At 64.9% G+C, this 14,034-nt stretch carries 9 protein-coding genes; all 9 read left to right on the top strand.

What is annotated here, in order from left to right; genetic code table 11:
- The first annotated feature begins 5 nt into the window (after positions 1-5).
- The 9 genes from GFU70_RS27990 to tagQ all read left to right on the top strand — a co-directional run bounded on the left by GFU70_RS27990 (position 6) and on the right by tagQ (position 13,937).
- Positions 6-1,316, top strand: coding sequence for a DotU family type VI secretion system protein (locus tag GFU70_RS27990; protein ID WP_153389084.1), 1,311 nt, complete (start codon positions 6-8; stop codon positions 1,314-1,316).
- A complete protein-coding gene (gene tssM / locus GFU70_RS27985; RefSeq protein ID WP_153389083.1) occupies positions 1,313-4,813 on the top strand; it encodes a type VI secretion system membrane subunit TssM in 3,501 nt (1,166 codons plus the stop codon). The genes GFU70_RS27990 and tssM overlap by 4 nt, the downstream gene beginning before the upstream one ends.
- Positions 4,810-5,463 carry a type VI secretion system-associated protein TagF gene (tagF, locus tag GFU70_RS27980; RefSeq protein ID WP_058542806.1) on the top strand — a complete coding sequence of 218 codons (654 nt, stop codon included), beginning with the start codon at positions 4,810-4,812 and terminating at the stop codon, positions 5,461-5,463. The genes tssM and tagF overlap by 4 nt, the downstream gene beginning before the upstream one ends.
- A complete protein-coding gene (locus GFU70_RS27975) occupies positions 5,464-6,195 on the top strand; it encodes a PP2C family protein-serine/threonine phosphatase (RefSeq protein WP_058542807.1) in 732 nt (243 codons plus the stop codon).
- Entirely contained in the window at positions 6,192-9,281 is a 3,090-nt protein-coding gene (locus GFU70_RS27970) for a serine/threonine-protein kinase (protein WP_058542808.1), read from the top strand. Before GFU70_RS27975 ends, GFU70_RS27970 begins: the two co-directional genes overlap by 4 nt.
- A complete protein-coding gene (locus GFU70_RS27965; protein WP_058542809.1) occupies positions 9,281-9,997 on the top strand; it encodes an ABC transporter ATP-binding protein in 717 nt (238 codons plus the stop codon). Before GFU70_RS27970 ends, GFU70_RS27965 begins: the two co-directional genes overlap by 1 nt.
- Entirely contained in the window at positions 9,997-11,193 is a 1,197-nt protein-coding gene (locus tag GFU70_RS27960) for an ABC transporter permease (protein ID WP_153389082.1), read from the top strand. The genes GFU70_RS27965 and GFU70_RS27960 overlap by 1 nt, the downstream gene beginning before the upstream one ends.
- Positions 11,186-12,913 (top strand): SUMF1/EgtB/PvdO family nonheme iron enzyme, encoded by a 1,728-nt coding sequence (locus GFU70_RS27955; protein ID WP_058545753.1) that lies wholly within the window; start codon positions 11,186-11,188, stop codon positions 12,911-12,913. Before GFU70_RS27960 ends, GFU70_RS27955 begins: the two co-directional genes overlap by 8 nt.
- Positions 12,914-12,998: 85 nt before the next feature.
- Positions 12,999-13,937, top strand: coding sequence for a type VI secretion system-associated lipoprotein TagQ (gene tagQ / locus GFU70_RS27950; protein WP_153389081.1), 939 nt, complete (start codon positions 12,999-13,001; stop codon positions 13,935-13,937).
- Positions 13,938-14,034: the final 97 nt, after the last annotated feature.

Here is a 14,034-nt window from a genome sequence, read left to right as displayed (position 1 = left end):
CCGCGATGAGTAACGACGATCGTACCCAGTTCATGCCGACGCCCGGTGGCCGCGGTGGAGATCCCTTCCGCCCGGACGCCGGCCGCCCACAGCCGACGCCTGCGCCCGCACCGCTGTCGATGCCGGCCGCGCCGGTCCTGACCGGCAAGGCCCAAGGCCTCAACCCGCTGGAAAGCGCCGCCGGCCCGCTGCTGGCCCTGCTGACGCGCCTGCGCAGCACCATTGCCCACCCGGCGCCAGCCAGTTTGCGCGCACAACTGCTGGCCTACCTGCGCCAGTTCGAAGAGCGCGCCGAGGCCGCCGGCGTGGTGCGCAACGATGTGTTGCTGGCCCGCTACGCCTTGTGCACCGCGCTGGACGAAGCGGTGTTGAGCACCCCGTGGGGCGGCACCAGCGATTGGGGCAAGCAAAGCCTGTTGATCACCGTGCACAACGAAGCTTGGGGCGGCGAGAAGGTGTTCCAGCTGCTGGAGCATTGTCTGCAAAGCCCGCGCGAGCGCCTGTACCTGCTGGAGCTTTTGTACCTGTGCATGTGCCTGGGTTTCGAAGGGCGCTACCGGGTGATGAACGACGGTCGCAGCCAACTGGAAGCGTTGCGTGAGCGCACCGCCGCCGTCATCCGCAGCGCCCGTGGCGACTACGAGCGCGAACTGTCGCCGCACTGGCGCGGTGTCACTGTGGCTCGTGATCGACTGGCGCAATTCATGCCACCGTGGATCGCCGTGGCCATCGGCGCGGCGCTGTTGCTGGCGCTGCTGTTCGGCCTGCGCATGAAGCTGGCGTCCGATGCCGAGCCGGTGTTCAAGAACATTCATTTCCTCGGTGAAATCCCGGTGCAGACCATCGACCGTCCGGTGGTGCAGCCGAAGGTGATCGAGCGCCCACGCCTGGCCGGCTTCCTCGCCGATGAAATCCGGGCCAACCGGATCGCCGTGGAAGACGCCGTCGACCGCTCGGTGGTGACCATCCGCGGCGATGAACTGTTCGCCTCGGGCAGCGCCAGCATCAAGGACGATTTCCAGCCGCTGATGCTGCGCATCGCCGATGCGGTGCGCAAGGTCAAGGGCCAGGTCCTGGTCACCGGCCACAGCGACAATCGGCCGATCGCCACCCTCCGGTTTCCGTCCAACTGGGCGTTGTCCGAGGCGCGGGCCAGGTCGGTGCTGGACATTCTTTCGGCCAAGACCGGCCAGCCCGAGCGCTTTAGCGCCGAAGGCCGCAGCGACACCGAGCCGTTGGCGTCCAACGCCACCACGGAAGGTCGTGCGCGCAATCGTCGGGTTGAAATCACAGTATTGGCGGAGGGGGTCGAGTGAAGGCGTTTTTCAGTTTTATGACCCGCTGGGTCATCCCGTTGCTGGGGCTGATCGCCCTGAGCCTGATCATCTGGTTCGTGGGCCCGCTGCTCGATTGGCTGGTGCCTGAAGGCCGCCGCTGGGCCTTGATCATCCTGGTGTTCGCGGTGTGGATCGCCTACCGGGTGTTGCGCATCATCCAGGCCCGCCGGCAGGCTGCCGAAGTGATGCGCAGCCTGGCCGCGCAAACCCCGCCCGACCCGACCAGCATCGCCACCGCCGAAGAGCTCGAAACCCTGCGCCAGCGCATGGACGAAGCCTTGGCGCTGCTCAAGAAAGCCAAGCTGGGCGGTGATGAGCGCCGCAACCTCTACGAGCTGCCGTGGTACGTGATCATCGGCCCGCCGGGTTCGGGCAAGACCACCGCGCTGGTCAACTCTGGGCTGCATTTCCCACTGGCCGCGCAACTGGGCGCCGGTGCGGTGCGCGGCGTGGGCGGCACGCGCAATTGCGATTGGTGGTTCACCGACCAGGCTGTCCTGCTCGACACCGCCGGCCGCTACACCACCCAGGACAGCGACGCGACCATCGACAAGGCTGCATGGCTGGGCTTCCTGGGTCTGTTGAAAAAACAGCGGGCCCGGCGCCCGATTGACGGTGCGTTCATCGCCATCAGCCTGTCCGACCTGCTGCTGGGCAGCGACGCCGAGCGCGCTGCCCATGCCGCGGCGATTCGCTTGCGGATCCAGGAGCTGTACACCCAACTGGGCGTGCGCTTCCCGATCTACCTGATGCTGACCAAGCTCGACCTGGTGCCCGGGTTCATGGAGTATTTCGATACCCTGAGCAAGGAAGAGCGCGCCCAGGTCTGGGGCATGACTTTCGCCCTGGACGATGGTAAGAGCAGCGACAGCCCACTGGCGCACCTGCAAAGTGAATTCACCGGCCTTGAGCAGCGCCTCAACGACCGCTTGGTCGAACGCCTGCAACAAGAGCGCGACCCGGCGCGGCGCGATCTGATCTACGGCTTCCCACAGCAGTTCGGCGCCTTGAAAGATTGCCTGCAAAGCTTCCTCGAAGGCGTGTTCAAACCCAACGCCTTCGAAGAGCGCGTGTTACTGCGCGGCGTGTATTTCACCAGCGGCACCCAGGAAGGCAGCCCGATCGATCGCCTGATCGGCTCCATGGCCCAGAGCATGAACCTGGACCGTCAGCACCTGGCGCGCCAGACCGGCACCGGGCGCAGCTACTTCATCGAAAAACTCTTCACCGCCGTGGCTTTTGCCGAGCGCGGGCTGGTGGGTGTCGATCCGAAAGTCGAGCGGCGGCGCAAGTGGATCGCCCGCGGCGTTCTGGCCTCCACCGTGGTGCTGGTGCTGGTGGTCAGCACGTTGTGGTGGGTCAGCTACCGCGCCAACCAGGCCTACATCGCCCAGGTCGACCAGAAGGTCGCGCCATTGGGGCAAACCGTGCAGAACCTCAGCCCGGCGCAACGCGACGTCCTCGCGGTGTTGCCGTTGCTCAACGCCGTGAAACACTTGGCCGGCGACGCCCCCGACTGGGCCGAAGGCCTCGGGCTGTACCAGGGCGACATGCTCGAAGCCGAGTCCGGCAGCGTCTATCGCAAGCTGCTGATCGCGGTGTTCGCGCCACGCCTGCTGACGCGCATCGAAGAGCAACTGCACAGCGGCGGCAATTCGGATTTCCTCTACGAAGGTTTGAAAGCCTACCTGATGCTCGCCGACACCGAGCATTACGATGCCGACTTCATCAAGGCCTGGATCGCCCTGGATTGGGACCGCAGCCTGCCGCGCGATTTGCCGGCCGAGCAGCGCCAGGCCCTGACCGCGCATTTGCAGGCGCTGTTCGAGCGGCGTCCACCTGTCGCGCGCCTGGACCCGCGCCTGGTCGAAGACCTGCGCCGCCAGTTGCAGCAAATGCCAGTGGCCCAGCGAGTCTATGACCGGATCAAGCGTCAGAAGCTGCCTGAAGGCATCCCGGACTTTCGCATCAACGAAGCCGCCGGACGTGACGCGGCGCTGGTGTTCAGCCGCAAGAGCGGCAAGCCATTGGGCGAGCCTTTGAGCGGGTTCTTCACCGTCAAGGGCTACCGCCAGGGCTTCTTGCTCTCCAGCCTGAGCCAGACCGGCACCCTGGCCGAAGAGCAATGGGTGCTGGGCCACGAAGAGGGCGATCAGCAGAACGTCGCCAGCCTGGCCGCCGATGTGCGGCGGCTGTACTTCCAGGATTACCTGCGCCAATGGGACGCCTTGCTGGCCGACATCGACTTCGTGCCGATCACCAGCGTGGCCCAGGCCGCCGATGTGCTGCGGGTGATTTCCGGGCCGACCTCACCGTTGAAAAAGCTGCTGGTGGCGGTGGCGAAGGAAACCGACCTGCAACAGGATGAACGCCTGCTGGCGGCCCAAGGTGCGCCAGTGGACGGCGGCGTGGACAAACTCAAGGAACGCCTGGGCAGCTTGCTCGGCCAGGAACAGCCGACGTCAAACGCACCGGCGGCGAGCGATGACCCGATCACCGCGCACTTCGCCGAGCTCAACAGCATCGTCAGCAAAAGCGAAGGCGAACCGGCCCCCATCGACGGCTTGCTGGCGGACATGAACGCCTTGTACGTGCAGGTCAGCGCCATGGTCGGTGCCAGCGGCGACGCCTTGCTCGGCGAAGCCAAGAACCAGGCCACGGCTGCCGCGACGCGCGTCAGCCTCAACGCCGAACGCCAGCCGCCGCTGGTGCAGGGCCTGGTCAAGTCGGTGGTCAACTCCACCACCAACAGCATGATGGGCGGGGTGCGCAACCAACTGAACGCCGCCTGGACCAGCGAAGTGGTGAACATCTATCGCCAGTCCCTGGCCGGGCGCTATCCGATGTCACCAGGCAGTGCGCGGGACGCGACCCTGGATGATTTCGGCCAGTTCTTCGGCGTCGGCGGGGTGATGGACAACTACTTTCGCAAGTACTTGCAACCCTACGTCGACACCTCGACCCCGACCTGGCGCTGGCAGCCGGGCGCGGCGCAGAAGCTCGGCATCGCCCCTGGCGTGCTGCAGACCTTCCAGCGTGCGGCGACCATCCGCGATGCGTTCTTCCGTTCCGGCGGCACGCAGCCGATGGTGCGCTTCGAGCTCAAGCCAGTGGCGATGGACTCGACGATCACCCAGTTCCTGCTCGACCTCGACGGCCAGCAACTGAGCTACGACCACGGCCCGAGCCGCCCGACCGCCATGCAGTGGCCGAACCCGGGCAGCATCGGTGTGGTGCGGATCTCGATCATGCCGCCGTCCGCCAGCGGTCGCTCCGGCATCACCCTGGACGGGCCATGGGCCTGGTTCCGGCTGCTGGAGCAATCGGACCTGACCGCCGGCAACTCGCCGGACCGCTTCAGCCTGCGGCTGCGGGTCGATGGTGCCAGCGCCTCTTATGAGTTGCGGGCCAATAGCGCCTTCAACCCGTTCAAGAGCCGGGTGCTCAGCGGCTTCAGCCTGCCGGAGCGGCTATGAGTACGCCGGGCTTCTATGGAAAGTTGGCCAGCCGCGGAGACTTCGTCAGCCGAAGCTTGCCCCAGAGTTTTATCGGCCCGTGGGATTCGTGGCTGGCGGCGGGTTTGCTCGCCAGCCAGACCAGCCTCGGTGAACGCTGGCTGGATGCTTATCTGGTCAGCCCGTTGTGGCGCTTCATGGTCGCACCGGGTGTGTGTGGCCCGGACGCTGCGGTTGGGGTGGTGATGCCGAGCATCGACCGGGTCGGCCGTTATTTCCCGCTGACTGTCGCGATGCTGCTGGAGCCTGACGCGGACCCGGCGTCCGTGGTGGGCGGTGCGGACGAGTGGTTTGAGCGGGTCGAGAACCTGTTGCTGAGCACGTTGAGTGTAGAGGCCAGTTTCGAGGCATTCAGCGGGCAGCTGGAAACCCTGGGCAGCCCGATGTACCTGCCGCGTTCGCCGAGCAGCCGCTTTGCCAGCCTGCATCGCTTCGATGCCACCGACCCGCAGCGGCGCATGAGCGCCCTCGCCGAGGTGGCCTGCGAAGGCGCGAGCCTGTGGTGGGGCCAGGGATCGGAACGCATTGCCCCGGGTTTGATGCGCTGCCAGGGACTGCCGGCGGCGGCTGATTTCGCGCAATTTTTGCTCGGCCAAGAAGGTGTTGTGTAGATGCGTCCAAGTGCCGGAAAAGCAATCAAGTCTGCAAGCAAGAGCCATGTCGGGATGGTCCGCCAGGTTAACGAAGACGCCTGCCTGGACCTGCCGGAAAAAGGCCTGTGGGTCGTGGCCGACGGCATGGGCGGGCACGCGGCGGGCGACTACGTCAGCAGCCTGATCGTCGACAGCCTGCGCAGCATTGCCGTCGGGCGTTCGCTGGACGAATACGTCGCGGCGCTGCAAAGCGACCTGCTGCGGGTCAACGCCGCCGTGCGTGAAGAAACCGCCAACCGTGGCGTGACCATGATGGGCAGCACCGTGGTGGTGTTGGCCGCCCGTGATCTGCGCGGCATGTGCCTGTGGGCCGGCGACAGCCGTTTGTATCGCCTGCGCGACGGCGTGCTCGAAGGCATCTCCCGGGACCACAGCTACGTCCAGGATTTGCAGGACAGCGGCCTGCTCAGCGAAGCCGAGGCGCGGGTGCATCCGCGGGCCAACATTGTCACCCGGGCCATTGGCGTCGAGGCGCAATTGAACCTGGCGCTGACCGAGCTGTTGCTGGTGCCCGGCGACAGTTACCTGTTGTGCAGCGACGGGCTGACCAAGACCGTCGAGGACGATGAAATCCGTGAAGTATTGAGCCACGACGAGCCCGGCGAAATCGCCAGCAGCCTGGTGTCCCTGGGCCTGATGCGCGGCGCCCCGGACAACATCACCGTGGTGGTTGTGAAGGTGCCGTCATGAGCTTGACCCTGAACATTGTCATCCCCGGCTACGACATCGAAGGGGCGATCGGCGAAGGCGCGATGGCCAGCGTGTACCTGGCGACCCAGCGCTCGCTGGAACGCAAGGTGGCGTTGAAAGTCATGGCTGCCGCGCTGGCCGCCGACCCGACGTTCTGCGAGCGTTTTTTGCGCGAGGGCAAGACCCTGGCGCGCCTGTCGCACCCCCACACCGTCACCATCCATGACATCGGCAACGTCGGTGAGCTGTATTACATGGCGATGGAATACCTGCCCAACGGCACGCTCAAGGAGCGCATCGCCGCGGGCCTGACGCCGGAGCAGGGCCTGACCTACATCCGCCAGATCGCCTCGGCCCTGGGTTATGCCCACGGGCTGGGCCTGGTCCACCGTGACGTCAAGCCGGCCAACATCCTGTTCCGCGCCGATGGCACGGCGGTGCTCTCGGACTTCGGCATTGCCAAGTCCCTGGACGATCGCACCCAGTTCACCCAGGCCGGTTTTGCCGTCGGCACGCCCAGCTACATGAGCCCGGAGCAGGCCCGAGGCCAAGACATCGACGGCCGCGCCGACCTGTACGCCCTGGGCGTGGTGCTCTACGAAATCCTCGTTGGCAAACTGCCGTATACCGGCAACGACGCATTGTCCACGGCCCTGGCGCACCTGACCGAACCGTTGCCGGAATTGCCGGTGCACCACGGCCGTTACCAGGACGTGTTGCGCAAGCTGCTGGCCAAGGATCCGGCGGAGCGTTTCCCGGATGCGGCGGCGTTGTTGCGGGCGTTGGATAACCTGCCAGAGGAATCGGCAGAAGCGACGCTGATTCGGCCGTTGTCGCTGCAACTGCCGCAGACGCCGAAACCGGTGGATGACCTGGCGGGTTTGACCCCCATGTCCATCGACATTCCCAGCGGCCCGGCTTATTCACCACCGCCGCCACAATCGCAGCCCAAGCCCGTTGCGCCGCCGATAAAACCGCCGGTTCAATCCTCTGTGTCGGAGCAACGCAAGGGGCCGGTGTTCGCCCTGGCTGCCGTTGCGGTCGCCGTGGCACTGGCGTTGGGTGGCGCGGGTTATTGGTGGTTGTCCGGTGATGACGGCAAAGACGTGAAGACGCCAGTGGCCACGACCACCTCGGTCAAGCCCCCTGAAGTGTCGCCGCCCAAGGCCCCCGAAGTGCCGGCGGTCAAACCACCGGCTGCCCAGCCACCCGTGGCGACCGAGGCCGATGGCGGCCAGCGTCCGCTGTTGATGGCCGGCAAGAAAACCCTGTTCCAGCGCGTGCTCAGCAAACCGGGGGCGAAGCTCGCCGAGGCGCCGGGCGCAGCCCCGGGCAAGGCGCTGCCGGCGTTCTCCGTGTTGTATGTGTATCAGCGCAAGGACGTCGACGGCAGTTCGTGGGTGCGGGTCGGCGCCGCCACTGACGGGCGCAGCGACGGCTGGTTGCCCGCCGCCCAGGTCAGCGACTGGAAGCAAAGCCTGGTGCTCAAGTTCACCGAACGTTCCGGCCGGGCGCCGGTGATGTTCCTGCGTCAGCCCGGTGAAGTGGAAAAGCTCTTGGCTAACCCTTCGGCGGCCAGGAACGTGCTGCTCAAGGCCCAGCAGAACCCCCACGAAGACCAGCAAGTGCTGGCCCTGGAGCCGGCCGCCAGCGCCGTGCCGCAAAATCAGTTCTACCTGTTGCCGATCTTCGATTCCCGCGAGAGCCTCGATGAGAACGGTCAACCGGTGCAGTTGCTGAACGTGGCGTCCATCGACCCGGGCAACACACCCAGGGCGACGACCAATACGCCGATCACCACCGCCAACGCCGACGCTTTCCGCACCGCCGTGGTGCTGGTGGTGGACACCACCGTGTCGATGCAGCCCTACATCGACCAGGTGCGCGACGTGGTCCACGAACTGCAAACCCGCATCGCCGAGCGCGGCGAGTTGGACAGCGTCAGCTTCGGCATGGTGGGTTTCCGCAGCAGCATCAAGAAAACCCCTGGGCTGGAATACGTCGCCAAGACCTTGATCACCCTGGAGCAGGGCCGCGATCCACAACGTTTCATGGCGCTGGCGCGGCAGGTCAAGGCCTCGACGGTGTCGAGCCATTCGTTCAACGAGGATGCGTTTGCCGGGGTCATGGAAGCCGTCGAAGGCATGGACTGGTCCGGTTACGGCGGGCGCTTGATCCTGTTGGTCACCGACGCCGGGGCCCTGCGCAAGAACGATCCATTTGCCGCCACGCAAATGAACGAAGCCGAAGTGCGCCAGGCGGCGCTGGGCAAGCAGATCAAGATCTACGCCTTGCACCTGCTCAGCGACGCCGGCAAGAAAACCCACGCCGGCGCCCAGAGCCAGTACCGCATCCTGACCGCCGACGCCAACCCGCAGATCGGTGACCTGTACATTCCGGTGCCGGGTGCCGATGTGCGCAAGTTCGGCCAGCGCGTCGACGAGATCGGCTCGGTGTTCGCCGACCTGGTGCATCAGGTGCGCAGCAACAAGGCGCAAAGTGTGCCGCTGCTCAGTGCCGCGCCGAGCCTGGCCGACAAGTCGGCAGCGATCGGCTATGCGATGCACATGGACTTCCTGGGGCGTAAATCCGCCAGCCAGGCGCCGCAACTGGTCAGCGCCTGGACCGCCGACCGCGACCTGACCAACCCGGCACTGCCGGCGTTCCAGGTCTGCGTGATGCTGACCAAGCTGCAACTCAACGACTTGCAGCAATCGCTCAAGCTGATCGTCGACGCGGCCCGCAAGACCCAGAGTTCGCCCAAGGACTTCTTCCAGGAAATCGCCAGCGCCAGTGCCTACATGAGCCGCGACCCGTCGGCCCTGCGCAAGGGCGGCAACCTGGCCGACGGCGGGATTCTCGGCGAGTACCTCGAAGGGCTGCCGTACCGCAGCAAGTCGCTGAACATGACCCAGGATCTGTGGCTGTCGTTGAGCGTGGCCGAGCAGGAAGATTTCATCGACGAGCTGGATTCGAAAATCCGCCTCTACGAAACCTTCCACAACGACCTCGCCAACTGGGTGCGTTTCGGTGACGCCGAGCCGGGTGATGCCTTGTACCGCGTTCCGTTGTCGACGCTGCCGTGATGTTGACCCTGAACGCCGTGCACAAAAGCCGGGGCACCGCCAGCCAGCGCTACAGCCTGGTGATTCCGCGGCTGCATTTGCGCGGCGGCGAACAACTGGCGGTGGTCGGCCCCAGCGGCTGCGGCAAGAGCACCTTGCTGGACTTGTTGGCGCTGGTATTGGCGCCGGATCAGGCCGGGCAATTCGACTTCACGCCGGCCAACACGCCGCTGGACATCGCCAAATTGTGGCGTGGGTCGCAACAGGAGGCCTTGGCCGAGCTGCGCAGTCGATACCTGGGTTATGTTCTGCAAACCGGTGGCCTGTTGGGCTTTTTGGATGTGCGCGGCAACATCGAGTTGTCGCGCAAACTGTTGGGTTTGAAGGATGACGGCAGCGTGACGCGCCTGGTTGGGCAATTGGATATTGCCGACCAACTGGACAAGAAGCCGGCGGACTTATCCGTCGGCCAACGCCAGCGAGTCAGCTGTGCCCGGGCGTTGGCCCATGGGCCGCGCCTGCTGCTGGCCGATGAACCGACCGCCGCCCTCGACCCGCTCAACGCCGAGCGCGTCATGCAGTTGCTGGTGACCCAGGCGCGCGAGCACGGCGTGTGCTGTGTGGTCGCGACCCACGATGAGGCGCTGGCCCGCGCCAGTGGTTTGCAGGTGCGGCGCATCAGTTGCCGTCGCGACGTCGACGGCGGTGTCACCGCCACCCTCGGGGAGGCCTGCTGATGCGTAGTGCGCTGGTGGCTTCCCTGGCCTGGCAGGATTACCGCAACGATGCCTGGCTGTCGGCCTGCTCGGTGTTGGCTTTGGTGGCCGTGGTGGCGCCATTGCTGGTGCTGTTCGGCCTGAAGTTCGGCCTGGTCAGCAGCCTGACCGAGCGCTTGCAGAACGACCCGGCGACCCGGGAGATCATCCCCTTGGGCGGCGGCCGCTTCAGTGCCGAATTCGTCGAACAATTGAGCCAGCGCAGCGATGTGGCCTTTGCCTTGCCGCGCACTCGGCAAATCGCGGCAACCGCCGATTTGAGCAGCGATGCTTCGGCCGTCACGGTCGAGATGATTCCCACCGCGGCCAACGATCCCTTGTTCGATCACTTGCCGGTGCCGCAAGGCTTGGATCAAGTGGTGCTCAGCCAGACCGCCGCTGAAAAGCTCGGCGCCAAGGCCGGCGATTGGTTGCAGGCCAGTTTCGGCCGGCAGGTGGCCGGTCGCAGCGAGGCGCAGCGCACCCGTGTGCAGGTGCTGCACGTGCTGCCCTTGGAAGCCTTCGCCCGCGACGGCTTGTTTGCGCCGCTGGCGTTGCTGGAGGCGGCTGAGGATTACCGCGACGGCCGTGCCGTGCCCGCGTTCGGCTGGCCGGGCGAGGCGATTGGGCTGGCCGGGCAACGGGTCTACCCGGCGTTTCGTTTGTATGCCCGCAGCCTCGGCGATGTCGAGCCGCTGCGGCAGTATTTCGCCGGGCAAAACCTGCTGGTGTCGACCCAGGCCCAGACTATCGCCCAAGTGCAATCGCTGAGCCGCAATCTGTCGATCGTGTTCTGGATCATCGCCGGGTTGGCCTTGGCCGGCGCGTTCGCGGCGATTTTTGCCGGCGCCCTGGCGGCGGTCGAGCGTAAGCGTCGTGAGCTGTCGGTGTTGCGCCTGCTGGGGGTTTCCACCGCGGCGCTGTTGCTGTTCGTGGTGTTGCAGGCGCTCTACAGCGCCACCTTTGCGGCCCTGTTGAGTGCCGGTCTGTATGGCCTGGCGCAGTCAGGCCTGAATTATTTATTTGCGCAGATGCCCGGCGAATACGCCAGTCATCTGCTGGTGCGTCATTACGCGTTGGCCCTGGTGGCCGTGCTCGGCGTCAGCGCCGTGGCAGCGGCTTGTGGTGGCTGGCGGGTGGCGCGCATCCAGGCGTGTGAAGGAATTCGCGATGTATAAGCTATTGGGCGCCGCCGTGGCGCTGAGCCTGGCCAGCATGGTTTGGGCAGATGAAAGCACGGACAAGCTGGACAACCCCAAGCCGTTGCCCGACGACGTCAGCCTGCCGCTGCCGTGCGAAGGCCAGATGGTGTTCCGCTACGTCTACATCCTCGCCCAGGGCACCCTGGACGACCGCGAGATCAGCCTCGGTTACCCGTTCAGCGAAGGCGAGGCGGGCTATCAACAGTCGTTCATTTCCGGCTACCGGCGCGACTTCATCAACGGCCAGTTCACCCTCAAGGACCTGCCCAAGGCGTGGAACAAGACCATCACGCCGTTGATGCCCAAGACCGACGCCAAGACGCCGCTCAAGCCGATGCTGTATTTCATCGGCAAGTACGAGGTCACGGCCCGGCAATACGCCCAGGTCATGGCACAGGCGCAATCGCTGGCCAGCGGTGAGCCGGCACCGGCCTGCGAAACCTTGCAAGCCGATTTGCCTCAGGGCGTGGCCGGGCGTTTGCCCAAGGTGAAACTGTCGAAGTTCGAGGCCGAGCGCTTTTCGGCGGTGTACAGCGCCTGGCTGATGAAATACCACAAGGACCTGCTGCCGGTGAGTGGTCGCGGCAGTTCCGCCGAAGACGGCGGGCTGGGTTTCGTGCGCTTGCCGACGGAAGTGGAGTGGGAATTCGCCGCCCGTGGCGGGCAAGCCGTGAGCCGTCAGGACTTGGAAGGGCGCCTGTTTCCGCGCCGCCTGGAAGGCAGTGAAAGCGACGGGCCGCTGGCCGATTGGGCGGTGTTCAACCAGGTCGCTGGGGGCACTGGTCAGGCGGCACGGCTGATGCCTATCGGCACCAAGCGGCCGAACCCCATCGGCCTGTTCGATGTGGTGGGCAACGCCGCCGAAATGGTCCAGGAATCCTTCCAATTGGTGCACGCCGGTCGCCGCCAGGGCGCCTACGGCGGCTTCGTGGTCAAGGGCGGCAACTACCTGGAAGGCGAGGGCACATTGTTCACCGGCATGCGCCGCGAATACCCGCTGTTCGCCGCCGATGGCACTGAGCAAAGCAACGAAACCACCGGTTTTCGCGTGGCCGTCGGTGCGTTGTTGGCGCCGCGTTCGCGCTACAAGGAATTGTTTGCCCAATGGCAGAAAGAAGGTCGGCTCGCGTCGCTGACCGATGCTATCGACGATGCCGAAGACCCGACCAAGCGCCTGGACAGCATCATCGCCGCCAGCATCGACCCACGCCTGCAAGCCGAGCTGGGGCTGGTCAACGAAGAGCTCAAGCGCAACGTCTCGCTCATCGCCCAGCAGCGCGAGGAAGCTGCGGGCAACCTGATCCAGTCCGCGGCCCTGGTGGCCGAGACCATCAACAACTACAACATTCGCCTGACCAATCTGCAGAACAGTCGGCAAGCCGCCCTGGACGCCAAGGACGAGGCCAGCGCCACGCTGTTCGGCACGGCCATCGACAACGGCCGCAGTGCGCTGGATGGCGCGGTGGCGATCTACATCGACAACCTGGCGACCGGCACGCGCTACACCGATGCGGTGATCCAGGCGCAGTTTCAACGCATCAAGGAAGAGTTGGAGCGCAAGCCGGTGCTGGGCAAGAGCCTGGTGGCGCGCGCCACGTTATTCGTTCGTCACGTCGGGGCTTATCGTCAGCAAAAACGAGCCGACCCGGCGGCGATATTGAAGGAATTGCTCGTATCGAGCGCTCAGCGGTCTTGAGTGTTCGTTGTCAGCGAGCTTGGAAGGGACTCAGGCGGCGATAGCGCCGCGCTGAGCTGGTCAACACTTAAACGAGAACATAATTATGCTTTTTCCCCGTAAACCTTTTGCTTCGGTTTCCAAGCGTCACTTGCTGATGGTCGCTGTCGGCTTCAGCACCGTACTGACTGGTTGCGCCACGTCGCCGACGTCCAAGGTCGCGTCGAGCACCAAGGTCGAGTACTACCCGAACTGCTACGAGCCGGTGCAACACTTGCGCGCCACCGAAGGGAACATGACCAAGTCGGTCATCACCGGTGCGGCCGTGGGTGCGGTCGGTGGTGCACTGCTGGGTGCACTGACCGCCGACAAGGAAGACCGTGGCCGCAACGCCGCCATTGGTGCCGCGGGCGGCGCGTTGGCCGGTGGTGCAACCGGTTACTACACCGAGCGCCAGAAGCAGATCGCCGATGACAACCAGCGCATCGCGTCCTACGCCACCGACGTCAACAAAAGCGTCTCCGACATCGACCGCAGCACTGCCTACGCCAAGACGTCGCAGCAGTGCTACCAGAACGCGTTCAGCAAACTGGTTGCCGACCGTAAGGCCAAGACTGTCAACGACACTGAAGGCCGCAAGCGCCTGGCGGAAATCGTCTCTGGTTTGAAAGAGTCGAACGACCTGATCGTTGCGGTCAACGGCAAGGCATCCGAAGACTTGAACAACTACACCCAGGCTTACGAGAAAGATCTGCAGCAAGTGGGCGTGCAGCGTACTGACGTGGTGACCGTGGCTACCGCCGAAACCAAGCAGGTTGTGGCGTCGTCCAAGACCAAGACCAAGAAAGCCACGAAACCGGCGAAAAAACCGGTGCTGCCAACCGTGCCGAAAGAAGCGGTGACCACCGAGAAAACCCTGCAGACTGCCAAGGCCAAGCAGGATGAAAGCAAGCAGGTTGCCAGTGCCGGTACCAGCCAGGTCAACAGCATGTGCAAAAACCCGGACCTGGGCGACTGGGCACCGGTTCCTTGCCCGAATGTTTGATTGAGTGAGGGCGGCTGATCGTTGATCAGCAGCTAAAACCTGTGGGAGCGAGCCTGCTCGCGATAGCGTTGGTTCAGTTGGCATCTATGTTGACTGA

This window comes from Pseudomonas brassicacearum, assembly GCF_009601685.2.
GTDB lineage: Bacteria > Pseudomonadota > Gammaproteobacteria > Pseudomonadales > Pseudomonadaceae > Aquipseudomonas > Aquipseudomonas kilonensis_B.
This window is presented reverse-complemented; position numbering and strand designations above follow the sequence as displayed.